Source organism: Rheinheimera sp. ATLC3 (assembly GCF_059429535.1).
Genome location: NZ_CM182103.1, coordinates 1,459,631 through 1,481,082, shown reverse-complemented (window position 1 = coordinate 1,481,082; position 21,452 = coordinate 1,459,631). Strand labels below are relative to the sequence as shown.

Here is a 21,452-nt window from a genome sequence, read left to right as displayed (position 1 = left end):
ATAATGAAGCTACCTATTTATCTGGATTACGCTGCAACTACCCCGGTCGACCCGCGGGTAGCAGAAAAAATGATGCAGTTTTTAACAATGGACGGCGAGTTTGGTAACCCGGCGTCGCGCTCGCATCGTTTTGGCTGGCAGGCGGAAGAAGCGGTAGAAATTGCCCGCAGCCAGATTGCCGAGCTGATTAATGCTGACCCGCGCGAAATTGTGTTTACATCAGGTGCGACTGAGTCAAATAACCTGGCGATTAAAGGTGCGGCTGATTTTTACCGTAAAAAGGGTAAGCACCTGATCACCGTTAAAACCGAACATAAAGCTACGCTGGACACTATGCGTCAGTTGGAGCGTGAAGGCTACGAGGTCACTTATCTGGAGCCGCAAACCGATGGCATGGTCACCATTGAGATGCTCGAAGCGGCTATTCGTCCGGATACGACTGTGATCAGCGTGATGTTTGTTAATAACGAAATTGGTGTCGTGCAGGATATTGCTGCTATTGGCGAGTTATGCCGCAGCAAAGGTATTGTGTTCCATGTTGACTCTGCACAAGCGGCCGGCAAGGTAGATATCGACCTGCAAACGCTGAAAGTAGATTTAATGTCGTTCTCTGCACACAAAGTGTATGGCCCTAAAGGTATTGGCGCCTTGTTTGTGCGTCGTAAGCCGCGTATCCGCTTAGAAGCGCAGATGCACGGTGGTGGCCATGAGCGCGGTATGCGTTCTGGTACGTTACCAACGCATCAGATTGTCGGTATGGGGGAAGCGTTTCGCATTGCTAAACTGGAAATGGCGGAAGAAAACCAACGCATTACCGCGCTGCGCGACCGCTTGCTGGAAGGCGTTAAGGATATCGAACAGGTATTTTTAAACGGTAACCGTGAACACCGCGTACCTCAGATCACCAACATCAGCTTTAACTACGTTGAAGGCGAGTCGCTGATTATGGCGTTAAAAGATATCGCCGTGTCGTCGGGTTCTGCCTGTACCTCTGCCAGCCTGGAACCGTCTTATGTACTGCGGGCGCTTGGTATGAGTGATGAACTGGCGCACAGTTCGATCCGTTTCAGTATCGGCCGTTACACCACGGAGCAGCAGATTGATCATACGATTAAAATTGTGCATCAGGCGATTGAAAAACTGCGTGCTATGTCGCCATTGTGGGACATGTATAAAGATGGCGTCGATTTAAACACTGTAGCCTGGGTTGCGCATTAAGCGCGCTGGCTGCACACAGAGGTAACTATTATGGCTTACAGTAATAAAGTAATCGATCACTACGAAAACCCGCGTAACGTTGGCTCTTTTGATAAAGACGATGCAGGTGTCGCGACCGGTATGGTCGGTGCGCCGGCCTGTGGTGACGTAATGAAACTGCAGATCAAAGTTAACGCGGACGGCATTATTGAAGATGCCAAATTTAAGACCTATGGCTGCGGCAGTGCTATCGCGTCCAGTTCACTGGTTACTGAGTGGGTAAAGGGTAAAAGCCTGGATGAAGCTCAGCAAATTAAGAATACTGACATCGCGCAGGAACTGGCTCTGCCACCGGTGAAAATTCACTGTTCTATTCTGGCCGAAGATGCGATTAAAGCCGCTATTGCTGATTATAAGCAAAAGCACGGGAGCTAAGCAGTATGGCGATTTCGATGACACCGGCGGCCGCTGATCGGGTACGCAGCTTCTTGCATAACCGTGGTAAAGGTATTGGCTTGCGGGTGGGTGTAAAAACCACTGGTTGTTCAGGTCTGGCCTATGTGTTGGAGTTTGTCGATACGTTAAACGATGATGACCAGGTGTTTGAACAGGACGATCTGAAGTTGATTGTTGACGGCAAGAGCCTGGTTTACATCGACGGTACTCAGCTCGATTTTGTCAAAGAAGGCCTGAACGAGGGGTTTCAATTTAATAACCCGAACGTTAACGGTGAATGTGGCTGTGGCGAAAGCTTCACGGTTTAAGCACGTACTTTAACTAGCCAGGGGCCGGATGAATTACTTTCAGCTGTTTAATCTGCCGGCGAAGTTCGATCTCGATTTAACTGAGCTCGGTTCGCGTTACCTTAAATTGCAAAAGCAGTTCCATCCGGATCAGCATAGCAGCGGGTCTGAACGCGACCGGCTGCTTGCGGTACAACAGACAGCTAATATTAACGATGCTTATCATAGCCTGAAGCAGCCATTGCTTAGGGCAGAGCATTTGCTGGCTTTACGCGGCTTGAAGATAAGCCATGAGCAGCGCAGCTTTACCGACCCGATGTTTTTAATGCAGCAAATGGAGCTGCGTGAACAACTGGCTGAAATCGATCTCAGTGATGACCCTGATAGCGTAATCGACGATATAGACCGCCAGTTACAGCAACAAAAAAAACAGTTGTTAAACCAGTTATCGGTGGCACTGGATGCAGAAAATGCAGAACAGGATCAACTGGCGGCTGACCTTATCCGTAAACTAAAATTCTTTTATAAGTTACAGCAAGAGCTGGAGCTTATAGAACAGCAACTACAAGACTAACAACATTATGGCGTTATTACAGATCGCAGAGCCAGGACAAAGCGCTGCGCCGCATCAGCATAAGCTGGCAGCAGGCATTGACCTGGGTACGACTAACTCTCTGGTAGCAACAGTACGTAGTGGCGAGGCTAAAACGCTGGTTAATAGCCAGGGCCGTGATATGGTGCCGTCAGTGGTACGGTACACGTCAGATAGCGTCATTGTGGGTGACGCTGCGATGGCCGCCGCGCAACACGATGCCGATAACACCATAGTGTCGGTGAAGCGTCTGATGGGTAAAGGCTACAGCGAAACGCTGGCACTAAAAGAGAAAGTGCCCTATCAGCTGATTGATCAACAAGGGCTGGTTGCCATCAATACCGTGCAGGGCGTTAAAAACCCGGTAGAGGTATCGGCTGAAATTCTGGCTACGCTGGCCAACACCGCCAGTGAAACCTTGGGCGGCGAATTAAATGGTGTGGTTATTACTGTACCGGCATACTTTGATGATGCGCAGCGTCAGGCAACGAAAGATGCTGCTAAGCTGGCCGGTTTAAATGTAATGCGCCTGTTGAACGAACCGACAGCTGCTGCGCTGGCATACGGTCTGGATTCTGGTCAGGAAGGTGTGGTGGCCGTATACGATTTAGGCGGCGGCACCTTTGATATCTCCATCTTACGACTGCGCCGTGGTGTGTTTGAAGTGCTGGCAACCGGCGGTGATTCTGCGCTGGGCGGAGATGATTTTGACCATGCCATTGTCAGTTATCTGCAGCAGCAAAGCGGTTTGGCAGAGTTGTCACATCAGCAAATGCGTCAGTATCTGACGCTTGCCCGCAGCATTAAAGAGCAGTTAACCGCCGAGGAATCGGTCAGTTTTAACTTGCCGGGTGACTCTACACAAGCGCAGTTTAGCCGCTCTCAATTTGAACAGCTGATTGCCCCACTGGTGAAAAAAACCATTCGTTCGTGTAGGCAGGTGCTACGCGATGCCGGTTTAACTGCTGATGAAATTGTCAAAGTGGTGATGGTTGGCGGTTCTACACGGGTACCACTGGTGCGTAGCGAGGTGGCCGCGTTTTTTGCCAGCGAACCGCTTACCTCAATAGATCCAGATAAAGTCGTCGCTATTGGTGCCGCCATTCAGGCCAATGTGCTGGTGGGCAATAAAGCCGATGGCGATACACTGCTACTGGATGTTATTCCGCTGTCTTTAGGTCTTGAAACCATGGGCGGCCTGACAGAGAAAATTATCCCGCGCAATACGGTCATCCCGGTCGCGCGGGCACAAGAGTTCACCACTTTTAAAGATGGTCAGACAGCGATGGCGCTGCATGTAGTGCAGGGCGAGCGCGAGCTGGTGGAAGACTGCCGCTCTTTGGCTCGGTTTGAATTGCGAGGCATTCCGCCTATGCCAGCCGGTGGTGCTCATATCCGTGTGACTTTTCAGGTTGATGCAGACGGTTTGCTCAGTGTCACCGCGCAGGAAAAATCTACCGGCGTGCAGTCGAATATTCAGGTTAAGCCGTCTTATGGCCTCAGTGATGATCAGGTTGCCACCATGCTAAAAGGCTCGATGCAGCATGCCCGGCAGGACATGCAGCAGCGCTTATTACGCGAGCAGCAGGTCGAGGCTGCCCGCGTACTGGAAGCAGTAAGCCGTGCGCTGCAGGCCGATGCGCACCTGTTAAATGATGCCGAGCGTTCGGCTATTGAGCAGGCACTGGCAGAGCTGGCCACTGTGCAGCAGGGCGAAGATACCGCCGCAATTAAAGCCGCTATTGAACATACTAACCATTTAACCGATGATTTTGCCGCGCGGCGCATGGATCAGTCGATCCGCAGCGCGTTGACTGGTCACAACGTGGACGAGGTATAACAGATGCCACAAATTGTATTTTTACCCCATGCAGAACTGTGCCCTGAAGGCGCCGCACTGGAAGCGAAAGCCGGTGAAACTGTGCTGGATGTGGCACTGCGTAACGGCATTGCAATAGAGCATGCCTGTGAAAAATCCTGTGCCTGCACGACTTGTCATGTCATTGTTCGCGAGGGCTTTTACTCACTGAATGAAAGTGATGAGCTCGAAGATGACATGCTGGACAAAGCCTGGGGTCTGGAGCCTGAATCCCGCTTAGGTTGTCAGGCACGGATAGCTGACGAAGACCTGGTGGTAGAAATACCCAAATACACGGTCAATATGGTCAGTGAAGGGCACTGAGTTACAGTGTTAAGAAAAACGGCCTACGGGCCGTTTTTTTGTGCCCGACAACTGATATAGCTCAATAATAACAACGAAATGCTGGAGATTGGCCGGGCTTGGGCTAGTCTCAGTAAGACAACAAGAGACAAAGACAACGGATGGAGTATCTATGATAAAAAAATCGCTTCTTGCCCTGAGTTTATCGGCGTTGCTGGCTGCGCCGGCCTATGCAGACCTGACCATTAATGGTTTCGCGTCAATCAAAGCGGGTATGACACTGGACAGTGATGACACGCTGTATGGCTATGACGACAGTCTGGACTTTAAAAACGAAAGCTTATTTGCTGTACAGCTGATGTCAGATTTAGGCGACAAGTTGTCAGTCACTGCGCAGTTAATGGGACGTGGCGCTGACGATTTTGACGTCGACTTTGAATGGGCCTTTATCAGCTATCAGCTGACAGACGAGGTGCGGATTAACGCCGGACGCCTGCGTACCCCTTTTTATAAGTACTCTGACTATCGAGATGTAGGTTACGCCTACGACTGGCTGCGGGTGCCGCAAAGCGTATATGGTTTGGGTTTTGATAACATCGAGGGGGTATCGCTATACCATACTACGCAGCTGGGTAACTTCGATTCCAGTGTGCAGCTGATAGCTGGCGCTTATGACGGCGAGGCGAGTATCAGCGGCACTGAAGTGAATGCTGAAATTAAAGACATTCTGGGTGTTACCTGGGAGCTAAGTCAGGATTGGTATAGCCTGCGTGCTGCTTATCTGATCGGTAAGGTCAGTGTTGGTGCTGAGGCCGTATCGTTACAACCCGGCGTTACTTTCGGCGACTTCTTCAACGGGTTAGCCGGTGCGGGTTTCTCTACACTGGTCAATGAAATAGACATTGTTGAAGAGGATGGCGAATTTTTTGGCCTGGGTTTCACTGTAGATAAGAATGACTGGTTAGTGGTTGCTGAGTACACCACGGTAAAGGTGGATAACAGTTTTATTGCCGATCAGAAAAACTTCTATGTGTCGCTGGGACACCGGTTTGACACTATCACACCTTACATCTCCTACGAAAAAGAAGATAACCCGGCAAAAGATGAAATTTACACGCCTTATCAGGGTAGCTTGCCGCCGTCACTGTTGCTGCCGGTTGTTGGCATAGTGCAAAGCCAGGCGCGCGAAGCAACAACCTATAATGTCGGTTTACGCTACGACTTCCACCCTTCAGCTGCATTTAAAGTGCAATACAGCTCTGAAGATAACGAAATTGCCGACCTGCGCCAGGATGTTCTGGCATTTGGCGTAGATCTGGTATTTTAAGGAGGCTTTATGCGTATTAAACATCTTTCCCTGTTAGCCTGCGCCTTGTTGTCTGCCTCTGTTATTGCTGATATCGCCGTGGTAGTGCATCCATCGAATGCCAATGCGGTGTCAGCAGATGACCTGAACCGGCTGTTTCTTGGTCGTACGTCCAGTTTTGCCGACGGCAGCAAAGCGACACCGCTTAATCTGGCAGAAGGGGCTGCCGCCCGGGATGAGTTTGACAGTAAAGTGCTGAGTCGTTCTTCATCTCAGCTAAAAGCTTACTGGTCAAAACTGGTGTTCACCGGCAAAGGCACACCGCCGAAAGAACTGGCCGATGATGCTGCGGTAAAAGCAGCGGTAGCGGCTGATCCAACTGCAGTTGGCTATATCAGTAGTAGTAGCGTTGATAGTAGCGTAAAGGTAGTGGCTAACTTCTAAAAACCTGTTTGTCATAAAAAGCCGCGATACTTAGGGGGAACCTTAAGTCGCGGCTTTTTTTGTCAGCAAAAATAGGTTTTTTCTGACAACTGGCGTATAATTTGCCGCCTTAAATTTTAATCACTCAGTTTAATTACTCACTTACAGGGAGCCTGTTATGGCGTTAGAACGCACTTTTTCAATTATCAAGCCGGATGCAGTAGCAAAAAATGTTATCGGCGCTATCTACAACCGTTTTGAATCTGCAGGTTTACGTATCGTTGCAGCCAAAATGCTACACTTGAGCAAAGAGCAGGCTGAAGGTTTCTACGCTGAGCACAAAGAGCGTCCATTCTTTGCTGCGCTGGTTTCTTTCATGACATCTGGCCCGGTTATGGTTCAGGTATTAGAAGGTGAAGATGCCGTGCGTAAAAACCGTGAAATCATGGGTGCGACTAACCCGAAAGATGCATCAGCGGGTACTTTACGTGCTGACTATGCTGCCAGCATCGATGAGAATGCTGTTCACGGTTCAGACGCTGCTGCGTCAGCTGCACGTGAAATCGCTTACTTCTTTACCGAAGCTGAGCTGTGTGCCCGTACCCGTTAAGCGTTCATCGCCTGCGGTAACGGACTAAGGGGGCAACAGCCCCCTTAGTGCATGTTGGTACAGTGTTTTATGGCTATTGTTTATTGTGGTAAGGAGTGCTCTGCAAATGACTGAGCAGACTAATAAAATTAATTTACTTGATTTAACGCGGGCACAAATGCAGGCGTTTTTTGTCGAGTTAGGCGAAAAGGCTTTCCGCGCCGATCAGGTAATGAAATGGATTTACCACTTCTGTGTCGATGATTTCGACAAGATGAGCAATATCAATAAAGTATTGCGGGAAAAGTTAAAAGCGCGCTGTGTTATAGAAGCGCCTGTTGTTGTTACCCGGCAGGACAGCTCAGACGGTACCATCAAGTTTGTCATGGGGCTAAGCGGCGGCCAGGAAGTGGAAACGGTATGGATCCCGGAAAAAGATCGCCGCACCTTGTGCGTATCTTCGCAGGTAGGTTGTGCGCTTGATTGTTCGTTTTGTTCTACAGCACAGCAGGGCTTTAACCGTAATCTGAGCGTAGCCGAGATTATCGGTCAGGTTTGGCGTGTGGCGCAGATTATTGGCAGCTATGGTGACACCGGTGACAAGCCCGTGACTAACGTGGTGATGATGGGTATGGGTGAGCCGTTGCTGAACCTGAACAATGTGGTACCGGCAATGGAGCTGATGCTGGAGGATTATGGCTTTGGTTTATCCAAACGCCGGGTCACCTTAAGTACCTCAGGTGTAGTGCCTGCGCTGGACTTGCTGCGTGACAAAATCGACGTGGCATTGGCTATCTCGCTGCATGCACCCAACAATGAACTGCGCAATGAACTGGTGCCGGTAAACCGCAAGTACCCAATGGAAGAGTTTTTAGCGGCTTCAAGACGTTATGTCGCGAACTCGAAGGCCAATGATAAGGTCACAGTGGAGTACGTGATGCTTGATGGGATCAATGACAGTATGGAGCAGGCGCATGAGCTGGCGCATGCGCTGAAAGATACGCCTTCCAAAATTAACCTGATACCCTTTAATCCTTACCCGGGCTCGCCGTACAAACGCTCGAGCAATTCACGGATTGACAGGTTTAACAAAGTCTTACAAGAATACGGCTTTACTGTTATTGTACGTAAAACCCGTGGCGATGATATTGACGCCGCCTGTGGCCAATTGGTGGGCGATGTTATCGACAGAACAAAAAGGCTGATCAAGAAGCAGCAGAAAGGTCAGTCAATAGACGTAAAAATGCTGCAATAAATCAAGGAAGTGGGTGTGGTGAAGCAAAAAGTCATCTTTGGTATTTCACTCTGCAGTTTGCTCGTTTTAACTGGCTGTGTGTCGGAGCAAAGTTATGTTGGCAGCGATAAGCCAGTGTCAGATCGTACCTTTGATAATATTGAGGCAGCCCGCACCCGTATTTCGTTGGGCTTGAACTACCTGCGGCGTGGCGATACGTCACAGGCAAAATATAACCTTGAGCGGGCACGCAGTTTTGCACCTAACTCGGCAGAGGTATACAGTGCTCTGGCATACTATTATCAGAGCGTTGGTGAAACCAAACAGGCTGAAGAGTATTTCCGTCAGGCCATTCAGAAAGATAGCAATTACGCCGATGCGTATAATAACTACGGCGCTTTTTTATGTCAGTTACATCGGTACGATGAAGCTGAGCAATTATTGTTAAAAGCTATCAGTCGTCCCGGTTATATCAGAGTCGCTGAAAGCTACGAAAACCTGGCGCTATGTCAGTTGCAGCAGAATAACTTTAGCAAAGCTATGAGCTATCTTGAGCAGTCTCTAAGCCATAACACTACCCGTATTACTTCACTAACGCTGGCTGCCGGCCTGACTTATGCCATGGGCAATATGCAGCAGGCGAAATTACAGTTAGATCGTATTCAGCGACTGGGACGGGTGTCGGCCCGCACCGTATTGCTCAGTTATTTGATCGCAGAGAAAAACGGTGACAGGGAAACCATGCGCAACGCCGAGCAGTTGCTGTTAACCTTGTACACCGAAACACCGGAAACCAGGCTGCTGCTGCAAGGAAAATTGCAGGAAAGTGAGTTTGAGCAGTTACGCGAGCGCTATAAAGATAGCCTGATGGCAAATATAGTGTTGCCTGATGACAATGCCAGCCAAACCGACAAACCTGTAGCGCCAGTGGCGAACCCAAAACTGAAAGTGGTAAAGCGTAAGACTGCAACCGGTGACAGTGATGAAAGCTCGTCTGCCGACGCGGACGCTTCGTCTACACCTGCTGCAACGCCATTGAAACAAGTTACGTCTGATATCGCTAATAGCCTCAGTGGTACAGGGACCTCAGTCGTGGCGGCAAGTACTGGCGCTGCAACTTTACCGGTGGAAACCGTTACTGCTGATAACAGCTATGAGCGTGCTAAAAGCCGGGATGCCGAAGCTGCAGAGGAAAAAAGATTAAAAGCTGAACAGGAAGCTGCGGCACTGGCACAGGCTGAGCAACAAAGATTAAAGGCCGAGCAGGAAGCAGCTGCACTGGCGCAGGCAGAGGAAGAAAGATTAAAAGCCGAGCAGGAAGCTGCGGCACTGGCACAGGCAGAGCAACAAAGATTAAAAGCCGAGCAAGAAGCTGCGGCACTGGCACAGGCTGAGCAACAAAGATTAAAGGCCGAGCAGGAAGCTGCGACGCTGGCGCAGGCAGAGGAAGAAAGATTAAAAGCCGAGCAGGAAGCTGCTGCACTGGCACAGGTTCAGCAGGAGCAGGTCACTGCTGAGCAAACTGCAGCGGCAACTGTACAAGAGGTCGCTGCGGCGGGCATTGATACAACGATAAGCGACAGTGAGCAACTGCCTGCGTTTCATCTGGTGCAGGCGTCAGAGTCGTTATATGCTATTTCGGTACAGCATAATATCCGTTTACAGCGGTTGATGGAGTGGAACCAGCTCGCGCCTGATTCAGTCATTAAAACCGGGCAAAAAATATGGCTTGGTCCTGTATCGGACACCGTTCTGCGCGACGTTTCACAACCAGAGAGGGAGCAAGTAGAGGCTACCGAACCCTTTCATACGGTAGCGGAAGGTGAAACCATGTTCGGTATTTCCTTTCGTTATAATGTACGTCTGAGCAGCTTTATGAGTTGGAACAATCTGACTGAGCAGAGCACATTAAAAGTTGGACAGCAGGTCTACATCACCGATCCTGCCAGTGTGGCGCAATGACAACAGATAACACTGCACCGGTAAGTGCCGGGCAAATACTGAGTGCAGCCAGAGAGGCTCGCGGCCTGACGTTACAGCAGGTTGCACTGCAGCTGAACTTAAAGCCGGAACAAGTGGCAAAGCTGGAGCAGGATCAGCTGGAAGGTACCCTGGAAACGTTTGCCCGGGGCTATGTGCGGGCCTATGGTCGTTTATTAAAGTTGCCTGAGGCTGAACTAATGGCTGCGTTTGGCAGCAGTACAGGTTGTCAGCAAAGCAACCCCAAGCCAATGCGGACATTTTCTAACCGTACAGCAAAGCAGGCCACTGAAAACCGCTTTATGTGGCTGACATACGCCATAATAGTGTTGCTGTTGGTATTGTTATTTGTCTGGTGGTGGCAAACAGATAAACAGCTTCCTCCTGTCGAATCCGGTGCGTTGCCTACGGCGAGTCCGGCAGTGACAACGAGCGCCGAGCTGATTCCGCAGCAAATACAACCGACACCGGAACAAATAACGGAATTATTAGAGCAATTGACGCCGGAACCGGAACAAACCGCGGCAGCTGAAGACATAATACCGGTACCTGAAGCCGACCAACTGGAAATGCGCTTTAGTGAGAATTGTTGGGTAGATGTGACAGACGCGGAAGGCAACCGTGTAGCTTATGGTACCAAGCAGGCGGGTTACATTATGCAGCTAAGCGGCAAAGCGCCTTTTGTGGTTACGCTGGGCAACCCCAGTGTCGTTTCTATTACATTTAATCAGCAAGCTGTTGATATGTCAGCATTAGCAGCGGGCCGAGTGGCAAAATTTACTATTCCTGAGTCTGAGTAAGCATGTTTGCAGAGAACCCTATTAAGCGCCGTCAAAGTACGCAGATCCGTGTCGGAAACGTACTGATTGGTGGTGATGCACCTATAGCGGTGCAGTCTATGACAAATACCCGTACCACTGATGTGGCAGCGACAGTTGCACAAATTCAGGCAATTGCCAAAGCCGGGGCTGATCTGGTGCGCGTGTCTGTGCCAACGATGGAAGCGGCAGAAGCGTTTAAACTGATAAAGCAGCAGTCTCCAATTCCGTTGGTGGCAGATATTCATTTCGATTACCGCATCGCGCTGAAAGTGGCTGAGTACGGCGTGGATTGCCTGCGTATAAACCCGGGTAATATCGGCCGGGAAGATCGCATCCGTGCGGTGGTTGACTGCGCACGCGATCACAACATTCCGATCCGTATCGGAGTAAATGGTGGCTCGCTGGAAGCTGATATTCAGGAGAAATACGGCGAGCCTACGCCAGAGGCACTGGTTGAGTCGGCAATGCGGCATGTGGATATTCTGGACAGGCTGAACTTTGACCAGTTCAAAGTCAGCGTTAAAGCCTCTGATGTGTTTCTGGCTGTCGGAGCTTATCGTTTGCTGGCTCAACAAATTAAACAGCCGCTGCACCTGGGGATTACCGAAGCCGGTGGCGCACGTGCCGGTGCTGTAAAATCTGCTATTGGCCTGGGTATGTTGTTGTCAGAGGGTATTGGCGACACGTTGCGTATTTCGCTGGCAGCAGATCCGGTAGAAGAAGTAAAAGTTGCTTTTGATATCCTTAAATCGTTACGGATCCGCTCACGTGGTATCAACTTTATTGCCTGCCCGAGCTGTTCAAGGCAAGAGTTCGATGTCATCAAAACAATGAATCAGCTGGAAGAGCGGCTGGAGGATATTACTGAACCGCTGACAGTGTCTGTGATTGGTTGTGTGGTAAATGGCCCGGGCGAAGCGCTGGTATCAGATCTTGGCGTTGCCGGTGCAAGTAAAAAGAGTGGTTTTTATATTAACGGCCAACGGCAGAAGCTGCGGCTTGACAACGAGGCTGTTGCTGAACAGCTGGAACAGCAAGTGCGTGAGTATTTGCAGCAGAAAATAGCCGTGCGTCAGCTGGATTAAGCCCGGTAACATACTTGGTGTTTGGTGGCGTTGCGCCTATAATCGCCGCAGTTTTTTAATTAAACCGATGGAAATGTAATTTTGTCGAAGCAAATCCAGGCCATTCGCGGCATGAACGACTGTTTGCCGCAGGACACGCCGGCATGGCAATACGTTGAGCAGATACTACGCCGCACAGTAGCCAGCTACGGCTACAGCGAGATCCGTTTCCCGATTGTGGAAATGACTGAGCTGTTTAAGCGCTCGATTGGTGAAGTGACTGATATTGTAGAAAAAGAAATGTATACCTTTGCTGACCGCAATGGCGACAGCCTGACGTTGCGCCCGGAAGGCACAGCGTGCTGCGTGCGTGCCGGCAATGAACACGGCTTGTTATATAATCAGGAACAACGGCTGTGGTATACCGGCCCTATGTTCCGCCATGAGCGCCCGCAAAAGGGCCGCTACCGGCAGTTTCATCAGTTTGGTCTGGAGGCGTTTGGTATCGGATCGGCTGATATCGATGCTGAAGTGATTATGCTAAGCGCACGTTTGTGGCAGCAGCTTGGCTTAACACCTTACGTGAAGCTGGAAATTAACTCTCTGGGTTCAAGTGAAGCCCGGGCGGCTTACCGTGATGCATTGGTTGCTTATCTTGAACAGCACAAGGCAGTGCTGGATGAAGACAGCTTACGGCGGATGTACACGAATCCACTTCGGGTGCTGGACAGTAAAAACCCGGCGCTGGCAGAGGTACTCGCCGCAGCACCTCAGCTGGCTGATTACCTGGATGAAGACTCTGCAGCGCATTTTGCCCGTCTTAAGCAGTTATTAATGCTGGCCGGTATTGAGTTCAGCGTTAACCCTCGTCTGGTGCGTGGTTTAGATTATTACAATAAAACCGTATTTGAGTGGGTCACTACTGAACTTGGCGCTCAGGGCACTGTCTGTGCCGGGGGCCGCTACGATGGTCTGGTTGAACAGCTTGGTGGTAAAGCGACACCGGCAGTTGGTTTTGCTCTGGGGTTGGAACGGTTGGTATTGCTGCTGCAAACACTGGAGCTGTTACCACAATTGCCGTCTGCGGCTGATATCTATCTGATGGCGTTGGGTGAGCAAGCGGAACTTGCCGCACTTTCTGTTGCCGAAAGGCTGCGGTCAGACTTGCCGGGCACGCGTGTTATGGTGCATTGTGGCGGCGGAAATTTAAAGAAACAAATTAAGCGGGCAGATAAATCGGGCGCAGCCATTGGCTTGATCCTCGGCGAAGATGAGCTAAGCCGTAATGAGGTCACCGTGAAATGGTTGCGTGAAGATAAACCGCAACAAACTATTTTAATAACTGAACTGGCAAAAGCGCTGGCCGTGACAGCATAACCGGCCTTTGACGTAGAACGGAGTAACGCAGTGGAAATTTACAGCAGTGAAGAACAACAGGTAGAAGCGATAAAGCGCTTTTGGCAACAATATGGCAAGGCTATTCTCGGTGGCGTGGTGCTGGGGCTGGCAGCGTTATACGGTTTCCGCTTTTATCAGGCTGAGCAACGCGATGCGGCTGAGCAAGCTTCTACCAAGTTCAGTCAATTGGTTGAACAGCGTGATGCGTCAGCGGCCAGTGAAGACTGGTTAGCACAGGCACAGGGCTTTATCGACAGCTCTAAAGGCGATAATTATGCGGTGCTGGCGGCATTACTGGCCGCAAAAGATGCAGTAACACTGCAACAATATGATAAAGCGGCAGAGCAGTTAAGCTGGGTGCTGAGTCACGCCAAAGAGCCGGCCGTGCTGGCTGTAACGCAATTACGTCTGGCGCGGGTGCAGCGTGAGCAGGGTAAACTGGATGAGGCACTGGCAACACTTGGTACTGCCGTACCGGAAAGCTTTGCTTCAGCTCAGGCTGAACTGAAAGGCGATATTCTGCTGCAGGCAGAAAAACCGGCAGAAGCTAAAGCTGCCTATCAGCAAGCGCTGACCAAGGCTGGTCAGAATAGCCAGCTGTTACAAATCAAGCTGGATGAACTGGCACACGTCACTGCAGTGTAAAGAGGTAAGCGTGAAATTACAGGTTAAACAGGCAATACTGCTGGCGGCTCTGGTGCTGGCAGGCTGTTCCAGTAAAGAGAAACTTGTATTACCTCCGGTGAATAACATTATTGATCCGGATGTGGTGTGGGAAAAAAGCGTTGGCTCGGGCGTTGAACATTACGAGTCCAGCTTATCGCCAATTATTGTCAAAGACACCGTTTATGCTGCCAGTCGTGAAGGCTTGGTGGCGGCTTTTGATTTGCAAAGTGGTAAACGTAAATGGCAGTTTGATTTACGTAAACCCGCCGGAAGCTCATTCTGGCAAGGCATTAGTGATGTCTGGTCAGGTGACAATGCCCGTATTTCAGGCGGCCTGAGTTTTGGCTACGATAAACTGTATTTTGGCACCGAAAATGGTGACGTTGTTGCCCTAACGACAGACGGCGAACTGGTATGGCGCACTGAAGTAAAGGGTGAAGTGCTGGTCAGGCCTGCTGTAGGTGATGGCTTAGTAGTTGTTGCTACCGGTGCCGGCACCTTGATTGCTTTGCACCCGGATACCGGCGAGGAGCGCTGGCAGTTTGAAAACGAACAGCCAGTGCTAACATTACGTGGTACCAGCGAGCCGGTTATTGAAGGCGGTGGCGTGATTTACGGCTCAGGCAGTGGTCAGCTGGGTGTATTAATTGCAGAACGTGGTTACCAGGCGTGGGAAGAAGCCGTAGGGGTTCCGACCGGCACGACTGACTTATCACGTCTGGCAGATGTCGATGCCAAACCAATAGTTCGCGGCGGCACTGTTTACAGCATCGCTTATAATGGCGCTTTGGTTGCAATGGAGCTGCGCACAGGCCGCCAGTTGTGGAAGCGCGACTATGCCAGCTTTCACAATATGGCAATGGACGGCGAGACGTTGTATCTGGTCGACAGCGAAGGGCGGATATACGCTATTGATAGCCGCAGCGGTACAGAAAAGTGGTCTCAGTTTGGGCTGAATAAGCATAGTCTGACTGGCCCTGCTGTATACAAAGATTACCTGGTAATTGGCGATAAAGCCGGCAACCTGCATTGGCTTAACCGTGAAACAGGTGATTTTGTCGCACGTCAGAGCATGGACAGTTCAGGTTTTTACACCGATGCGGTGAGCGATGGTACCTATCTATTGGTACAAAGCCGTAATGGTGAGCTAGTCTTATTACAAACACCGTAAACCGGGTTTAGTGGTTAACGTTTTTAAACAGGCCTGTACCGGGCCTGTTTTGTTATTTTTGAGGTTCACATAATGTTGCCTGTCGTTGCCCTTGTAGGGCGAGCCAATGTCGGAAAATCGACGCTGTTTAACCGCTTAACCCGCACCCGTGATGCACTGGTGGCGGACTTTCCCGGACTGACCCGCGACCGCAAATACGGTTCGGTTAATTTTGAAGGCCTCGAGTTCATTGTGGTCGATACCGGTGGTATTGATGGTAATGAACAGGGCATTGAAGTTGAAATGGCCGAGCAGTCACTAAAAGCTATCGACGAAGCAGATGTAGTGCTGTTTATGGTCGACGCCCGGGTTGGTGCGACCGTAGGCGATGAAGCCATTGCCGCACACATCCGTAAAGTGGAAAAGAAAGTCTTTGTTGTGGCGAATAAAACAGACGGTCTGGACGCCGACACCGCTGTGGCAGATTTTTACAGCCTGGGCCTTGGCGATGTATACCCTATTGCGGCGGCACATGGCCGTGGCGTTTCTGCTCTGCTGAACCGGGCCTTGGTGCCGCTGCTGACAGAAGAGCAGCAACAGGCATTAGCTGCCGACGCGAGCGAAGAAGAAGGCCCGGCGCTGGAGACGCTGACTGACGAACAGGCAGAGGCTGAAGCTGAGCGCCTGCGTAACGAACATATTAAACTGGCCATTGTTGGCCGGCCCAATGTGGGTAAGTCAACGCTCACCAACCGTATTCTGGGTGAAGAGCGGGTCGTGGTGTTTGATATGCCCGGTACCACGCGCGACTCTGTGTATATTCCAATGCAGCGTAACGAGCGCGATTACACCTTAATTGACACTGCCGGTGTGCGCCGGCGCGGCAAAATTGATGACATGGTTGAGAAGTTCTCGGTTATCAAAACGCTGCAGGCGATTGAAGATGCCAATGTGGTCATTCTGGTGCTGGATGCACGGTTAGGTATTTCTGATCAGGATTTAAGTATTCTGGGCTTCGTGCTGAACGCTGGCCGGTCACTGGTTATTGCAGTGAATAAATGGGATGGCTTAAACGATAGCATTAAAGATGAAGTTAAACGCGAGTTGGATCGCCGCTTAGGTTTTATCGATTTTGCCCGGCTGCACTTTATTTCTGCATTGCATGGCTCTGGCGTCGGTAACCTGTTTGAATCGGTAGAAGAAGCCTTTGACAGTGCTACTAAGCGTCACAGTACAGCGCTTTTGACCCGCATTATGAAAATGGCACAGGAAGATCACCAGCCGCCATTGGTGCATGGCCGCCGGGTGAAACTGAAGTACGCCCATGCTGGTGGGTATAACCCGCCGCTTATCGTTATTCATGGTAATCAGGTGGATGATCTGCCTGACTCGTACAAGCGCTACCTGATGAACTATTTCCGTAAAGCATTGCAAATGATGGGGACACCTATCCGGGTCGAATTCCGCGAGGGCGAGAACCCGTTTGCACCCACGAAAAAGAACACCGAAACACCGCTACAGAAGTACAAGCGCGAGCGCTTGATGAAAGCGCGTAAGAAACTGGATCAATAAGGATACAGGCATGAATTTTCGTTTCCCGGTTATTGTTATCGACGAAGACTTCCGCTCAGAGAATATCTCCGGGTCGGGCATCCGTGATTTGGCTGAAGCTATCAGCAGCCACGGCTTTGAAGTTGTGGGTTATACCAGTTATGTCGATTTAAGCGCCTTTGCACAGCAGGCCAGCCGCGCATCCTGTTTTATTTTGTCGATTGACGATGAAGAGTTTGGTACCGGCACGCCGGAAGAAGTAGAAAAGGCCCTGATGGAACTGCGCACCTTTGTCAAAGAAGTGCGCAAACGCAATGCCGATATTCCTATCTTCCTGTATGGTGAAACCCGCACCACGCGTCATGTACCTAATGATGTACTGCGTGAGCTGCACGGCTTTATCCATATGTTTGAAGATACGCCGGAGTTTGTTGCAAAACATATTATCCGTGAAGCGAAAAAATACCTGGATGCATTAGCGCCGCCGTTTTTTAACGCCCTGATGGATTATGCCTCCGACGGCTCTTATTCATGGCACTGCCCGGGGCACTCGGGTGGAGTTGCGTTTTTAAAAAGCCCGGTAGGGCAAATGTTCCACCAGTTCTTTGGTGAAAACATGCTGCGTGCTGATGTGTGTAACGCGGTAGATGAATTGGGCCAATTACTGGATCACACCGGCCCGGTGGCACAAAGCGAACAAAATGCGGCGCGGATTTTCAGCTGCGACCATTTGTTCTTTGTTACCAACGGTACCTCAACCTCTAACAAGATGGTGTGGCACTCGGTGGTCGCGCCGGGCGATATCGTGGTGGTGGACCGTAACTGCCATAAATCGATACTGCATTCGATCATTATGACCGGCGCAGTGCCGGTGTTCTTAATGCCAACGCGCAACCATTACGGCATTATCGGCCCGATCCCGAAAAGTGAGTTTTCACCGCAAGCGATTGCGAAAAAGATTGAAGCTAACCCCTTTGCCCGTAATGCCAAAAACAAAAAGCCGCGTATTTTAACCATTACGCAAAGTACCTACGACGGCATTTTGTATAACGTTGAAGAAATTAAACAAGAGCTTGGCTCAACTATTGATACACTGCATTTTGACGAAGCCTGGTTACCGCATGCCAGCTTCCACGATTTTTATAAAAATATGCATGCTATCGGTAAGGATCGGCCCCGCTCAGAAGAGACGGTGGTGTTTGCCACCCAATCTACTCACAAGCTGCTGGCGGGGTTGTCGCAGGCATCACAAATTCTGGTGCAAAACGCCGAAAAACGTAGCCTCGACACGCATCGCTTTAATGAATCTTATCTGATGCACAGCTCGACCAGCCCGCAATACGCCATTATTGCCAGCTGTGACGTAGCTGCAGCGATGATGGAGCCACCGGGCGGTACAGCGCTGGTAGAAGAAAGTCTGCTGGAAGCGATAGAATTTCGCCGTGCGATGCGCAAAGTTGATGCCGAATACGGTGATGACGATTGGTGGTTCAAAGTGTGGGGCCCGGATGAGTTACCGGAAGAAGGACTGGGTACCCGCGATAACTGGACACTGCATGCAACTGATACCTGGCACGGTTTCGGTGCAATAGAGTCGGGCTTTAACATTCTGGATCCGATAAAGGCCACTATCATCACGCCGGGCTTAAACCTGCACGGGCAGTTTGATGACCACGGTATGCCAGCGGCTATTGTCAGTAAATATCTGGCTGAGCACGGCATTATTATTGAGAAAACCGGCCTGTACTCATTCTTTATCATGTTTACCATTGGTATTACCAAAGGCCGCTGGAACTCAATGGTAACTGAGTTGCAGCAGTTTAAAGATGACTATGACCAGAACCAGCCAATATGGCGGGTCATGCCAGAGTTTGCTGCTAAGCACCCGCGTTATGAAAAAGTCGGCCTGCGCGATCTGTGTCAGCAAATACACAATATCTACCGCAAGTATGATGTGGCGAAAGTGACTACTGAAATGTACCTGTCGAATATTGAAACAGCGATGACACCCGCCGATGCCTGGGCTAAGATGGCACACCGCGAGATTGAGCGGGTATCGATTGATGAAATCGAAGGTCGCGTTACGGCTATGCTGGTGACACCGTACCCACCGGGTATACCCTTGATGGTGCCGGGCGAGCGTTTCAATAAGACCATCATCAACTATCTGCAGTTTACCCGTGCCTTTAACAGCGCCTTCCCGGGTTTTGAAACCGACGTGCACGGCTTAGTGCGTGAACTGGTAGACGGCGAAGTGAAGTACTTTATTGATGTGGTAAAAGAGTAACGCTGACGTTATAGCGTTTTAGTTAAACAGAAACCGGGTTGGTGTAATGCCAGCCCGGTTTTTTTAGCTGTCTATTTTTCGATAAAGGCCTGTTCTATCACATAGTGGCCCATAGTGCGTGAATTGGCTTTTACAAAGCCGCGCTGGTCGAGCATATCCATCAGTTGTTGTAGCATGGCGTCGTTGCCGCATAGCATAAATCTGTCATGCTCTGGGTTAAGTGCAGGCATACCGATATCTTGCAATAGCTTGCCGCTGTCGAGCAAATCGGTAATTCGCCCCTGATGCGGCACGCCGTTTCTTATATAGTCTTCTCTTGTTACTGTCGGGTAATAGATCAGCTTTGCGCGGACTTCTTCGCCAAAGTAAGGGTTATCCGGTAACACCTGTTCAATTTCATGCTGATAAGCCAGTTCTGAGCGCCAGCGCGTACCATGTACCAGAATAATTTTGTCGAAACTGTCGTAAATGAAAGGATCACGAATAATGCTCATAAAGGGCGCAAGCCCGGTGCCGGTGCTTAATAAATACAAATGTTTACCAGGGATAAGGTAACCGGGTACCAGGGTGCCGGCCGGCCTTACTGTCAGCATAATTGAATCGCCAACGTTGATATTCTGCAGTCTGGATGTTAGCGCGCCGTCAGGCACTTTAATGCTGAAGAACTCAAGCTCTTCATCGTAGTGGGGGCTGGCGATGCTGTAGGCTCGCATCAGTGGGCGGCCATCAACTTCCAGCCCAATCATGACAAACTGGCCGCTTTCAAAGCGAAACGACGGCTCCCGCGTTGTTTTAAAGCTAAAGAGGGTGTCATTCCAGTGGTGAACAGCGGTGACAGTGGCACTAACAATATTACGCATGACAGTCCTTACTGAATGGGCCTGAGCGCGATTATGCCACAGCAAGTCAACTGATAATAGTTATCATTACCTATCTGTGCGGTCTACTGACAATAATTGCAGCTGAACTGCAATTATTCATTTGTTTCATACTTGGTGCTGCAACGCAGCGTACAGTTTGGTCATGACAACAGCGCTAATAACTGCTTTTCGATAGCAAACACATGCTCGTCATGTTCGCTCATGTCACGTAGTGCCTGCGCCAGCTTCAGTACATATTCACTATTCGGCCCGCTTGGGCCATGGCTTCTGGCAATATGGGCGGCAATGTCATGATCGCTGGCAGGGCCCAGATACGCGTCGTTATCTGCACCTGCCAAATACACCACGCCTTCTGTTTCACCGTCTTCATGCAGCCAATGCAGGGGCGTAAATACACGCAGGTAACCGTTTTTCTCACGATGGTCCAAATGCTCAAAGGTATCGGGTGTCACTTCGTAGGCCATGCCAACACAGCGCGCAGCGGGTGCTTCAACCAGCGTGAGCACCCGCCCTGGTGCGTCAGGCGTTCCACGATGATCATGCGAGCCTTGCCAGAACCGGCGCTGCCAGCCATAAATGCAGGCGGGTTTGCTTTGTAAAAACGGAAAATCGGTCTTATAAATCAGTGAGCCATAACCAAATAACCAGACAGATTCTAAGTGATCCAGCGGTTGGCGCTGTTTATTCAAGGTAATAGTGTTGTGCGACATTAGGATGGTTATCTGTACTTACAATGTGCACAGTCTAATATACTGATAAAAACTAACAAAGTTGCTGGCTTAAGCTAAAAAGTTTGATAGCTACCCCAAAAGCAGTTGCAATGTCACGCCGTATACATTGCTGTGAAGGGCGGGTTAATTTCAGATCTTTTCACAAAGCTAGCAGCCAAAAACCAGCGAGGCAGAATTATGGTACAGAAACTAACAGCAGCAACGGGTCAATGTTTATGCGGCGCCGTTTCATATGAAGTGAATGGTGATATTTCATCGTTTCATATCTGCTATTGTTCCAGATGCCGCCATGCTACCGGTTCAGCGCATGCCGCGAATCTTTTCGCCGCGCCTGATTCTATTCGCTGGCACAGTGGTCAGGACGTTATCCAGCGCTTTGAGTTACCTGTGGCAAAAAGCTGGGCTAAGCAGTTCTGCCGTATATGCGGCTCGGCAGTGCCTTATGTAAACCGGGCTGGTAAATTTTTGGTTATACCGGCAGGAAGCCTGAACGGTGATTTACCTGTTATGCCGGATGACCGTATTTTCTGTGAAGACCGCTGTCGTTGGGTAGAGGCTATTGCCCAAAGCCCGGAGTTCTCCGGGTTGCCAACAAAGTTTTAGCAGTCAGGGCTTATAAAGTGCTGGTCGGCTGCTGCTATCTCAGGCCTTTTTACTGGCTTTAAGCCAATAGAATAA

Annotated in this window: 21 protein-coding genes; 19 read left to right on the top strand and 2 right to left on the bottom strand. The window is 50.2% G+C overall.

What is annotated here, in order from left to right:
• The first annotated feature begins 3 nt into the window (after positions 1-3).
• The 18 genes from AC5SV9_RS06995 to AC5SV9_RS06910 all read left to right on the top strand — a co-directional run bounded on the left by AC5SV9_RS06995 (position 4) and on the right by AC5SV9_RS06910 (position 19,162).
• On the top strand, positions 4-1,218 hold the full coding sequence (locus AC5SV9_RS06995) for an IscS subfamily cysteine desulfurase (RefSeq protein WP_226767433.1): 1,215 nt from the start codon (positions 4-6) through the stop codon (positions 1,216-1,218).
• A 30-nt stretch (positions 1,219-1,248) separates the two neighbouring features.
• Complete coding sequence (iscU, locus tag AC5SV9_RS06990; protein WP_134057684.1) at positions 1,249-1,632, top strand: Fe-S cluster assembly scaffold IscU; 384 nt, start codon at positions 1,249-1,251, stop codon at positions 1,630-1,632.
• Positions 1,633-1,637: 5 nt separating this feature from the next.
• Positions 1,638-1,961 (top strand): iron-sulfur cluster assembly protein IscA, encoded by a 324-nt coding sequence (iscA, locus tag AC5SV9_RS06985; protein WP_134057682.1) that lies wholly within the window; start codon positions 1,638-1,640, stop codon positions 1,959-1,961.
• Positions 1,962-1,989: 28 nt separating this feature from the next.
• Entirely contained in the window at positions 1,990-2,514 is a 525-nt protein-coding gene (gene hscB / locus AC5SV9_RS06980; protein ID WP_134057680.1) for a co-chaperone HscB, read from the top strand.
• A 7-nt stretch (positions 2,515-2,521) separates the two neighbouring features.
• Positions 2,522-4,372, top strand: coding sequence for a Fe-S protein assembly chaperone HscA (gene hscA / locus AC5SV9_RS06975; protein ID WP_475147472.1), 1,851 nt, complete (start codon positions 2,522-2,524; stop codon positions 4,370-4,372).
• A gap of 3 nt (positions 4,373-4,375) precedes the next feature.
• On the top strand, positions 4,376-4,714 hold the full coding sequence (gene fdx / locus AC5SV9_RS06970; RefSeq protein ID WP_134057676.1) for an ISC system 2Fe-2S type ferredoxin: 339 nt from the start codon (positions 4,376-4,378) through the stop codon (positions 4,712-4,714).
• A 151-nt stretch (positions 4,715-4,865) separates the two neighbouring features.
• Positions 4,866-6,020 (top strand): porin, encoded by a 1,155-nt coding sequence (locus tag AC5SV9_RS06965; RefSeq protein WP_475147469.1) that lies wholly within the window; start codon positions 4,866-4,868, stop codon positions 6,018-6,020.
• A gap of 9 nt (positions 6,021-6,029) precedes the next feature.
• Positions 6,030-6,443, top strand: a complete 414-nt coding sequence (locus AC5SV9_RS06960) for a phosphate ABC transporter substrate-binding protein (RefSeq protein WP_475147467.1) — start codon at positions 6,030-6,032, stop codon at positions 6,441-6,443.
• A gap of 157 nt (positions 6,444-6,600) precedes the next feature.
• Complete coding sequence (gene ndk / locus AC5SV9_RS06955; protein ID WP_475147465.1) at positions 6,601-7,032, top strand: nucleoside-diphosphate kinase; 432 nt, start codon at positions 6,601-6,603, stop codon at positions 7,030-7,032.
• Between the two features lie 106 nt (positions 7,033-7,138).
• Positions 7,139-8,266: a dual-specificity RNA methyltransferase RlmN gene (gene rlmN / locus AC5SV9_RS06950; protein WP_475147463.1), complete on the top strand. Its 1,128-nt coding sequence runs from the start codon at positions 7,139-7,141 to the stop codon at positions 8,264-8,266.
• A 15-nt stretch (positions 8,267-8,281) separates the two neighbouring features.
• Complete coding sequence (pilW, locus tag AC5SV9_RS06945) at positions 8,282-10,207, top strand: type IV pilus biogenesis/stability protein PilW (protein WP_475147462.1); 1,926 nt, start codon at positions 8,282-8,284, stop codon at positions 10,205-10,207.
• Positions 10,204-11,025 (top strand): RodZ domain-containing protein, encoded by an 822-nt coding sequence (locus tag AC5SV9_RS06940; RefSeq protein ID WP_475147459.1) that lies wholly within the window; start codon positions 10,204-10,206, stop codon positions 11,023-11,025. Before pilW ends, AC5SV9_RS06940 begins: the two co-directional genes overlap by 4 nt.
• 2 nt (positions 11,026-11,027) lie before the next feature.
• A complete protein-coding gene (gene ispG, locus AC5SV9_RS06935; protein WP_475147456.1) occupies positions 11,028-12,131 on the top strand; it encodes a flavodoxin-dependent (E)-4-hydroxy-3-methylbut-2-enyl-diphosphate synthase in 1,104 nt (367 codons plus the stop codon).
• 81 nt (positions 12,132-12,212) lie between these two features.
• Positions 12,213-13,487 carry a histidine--tRNA ligase gene (hisS, locus tag AC5SV9_RS06930; RefSeq protein WP_475147454.1) on the top strand — a complete coding sequence of 425 codons (1,275 nt, stop codon included), beginning with the start codon at positions 12,213-12,215 and terminating at the stop codon, positions 13,485-13,487.
• Positions 13,488-13,517: 30 nt separating this feature from the next.
• A complete protein-coding gene (locus tag AC5SV9_RS06925; protein WP_475147452.1) occupies positions 13,518-14,153 on the top strand; it encodes a YfgM family protein in 636 nt (211 codons plus the stop codon).
• Positions 14,154-14,163: 10 nt separating this feature from the next.
• Positions 14,164-15,345, top strand: coding sequence for an outer membrane protein assembly factor BamB (gene bamB, locus AC5SV9_RS06920; protein ID WP_475147450.1), 1,182 nt, complete (start codon positions 14,164-14,166; stop codon positions 15,343-15,345).
• Positions 15,346-15,417: 72 nt separating this feature from the next.
• Positions 15,418-16,896 carry a ribosome biogenesis GTPase Der gene (der, locus tag AC5SV9_RS06915; protein ID WP_134057656.1) on the top strand — a complete coding sequence of 493 codons (1,479 nt, stop codon included), beginning with the start codon at positions 15,418-15,420 and terminating at the stop codon, positions 16,894-16,896.
• 10 nt (positions 16,897-16,906) lie between these two features.
• Positions 16,907-19,162, top strand: coding sequence for an Orn/Lys/Arg family decarboxylase (locus AC5SV9_RS06910; protein WP_475147447.1), 2,256 nt, complete (start codon positions 16,907-16,909; stop codon positions 19,160-19,162).
• A 71-nt stretch (positions 19,163-19,233) separates the two neighbouring features.
• Here the strand turns inward: AC5SV9_RS06910 and AC5SV9_RS06905 are convergent, their stop codons facing one another.
• The gene (locus AC5SV9_RS06905; RefSeq protein WP_475147445.1) at positions 19,234-20,022 is read right to left on the bottom strand and encodes a ferredoxin--NADP reductase; all 789 of its coding nucleotides are present in this window, start codon (positions 20,020-20,022) and stop codon (positions 19,234-19,236) included.
• Between the two features lie 161 nt (positions 20,023-20,183).
• A complete protein-coding gene (locus tag AC5SV9_RS06900; RefSeq protein WP_475147443.1) occupies positions 20,184-20,753 on the bottom strand; it encodes a gamma-glutamylcyclotransferase in 570 nt (189 codons plus the stop codon).
• 198 nt (positions 20,754-20,951) lie between these two features.
• On the opposite strand from AC5SV9_RS06900, the gene AC5SV9_RS06895 reads away from it, so the two are divergent.
• On the top strand, positions 20,952-21,377 hold the full coding sequence (locus tag AC5SV9_RS06895) for a GFA family protein (RefSeq protein WP_475147440.1): 426 nt from the start codon (positions 20,952-20,954) through the stop codon (positions 21,375-21,377).
• Positions 21,378-21,452 lie beyond the last annotated feature (75 nt).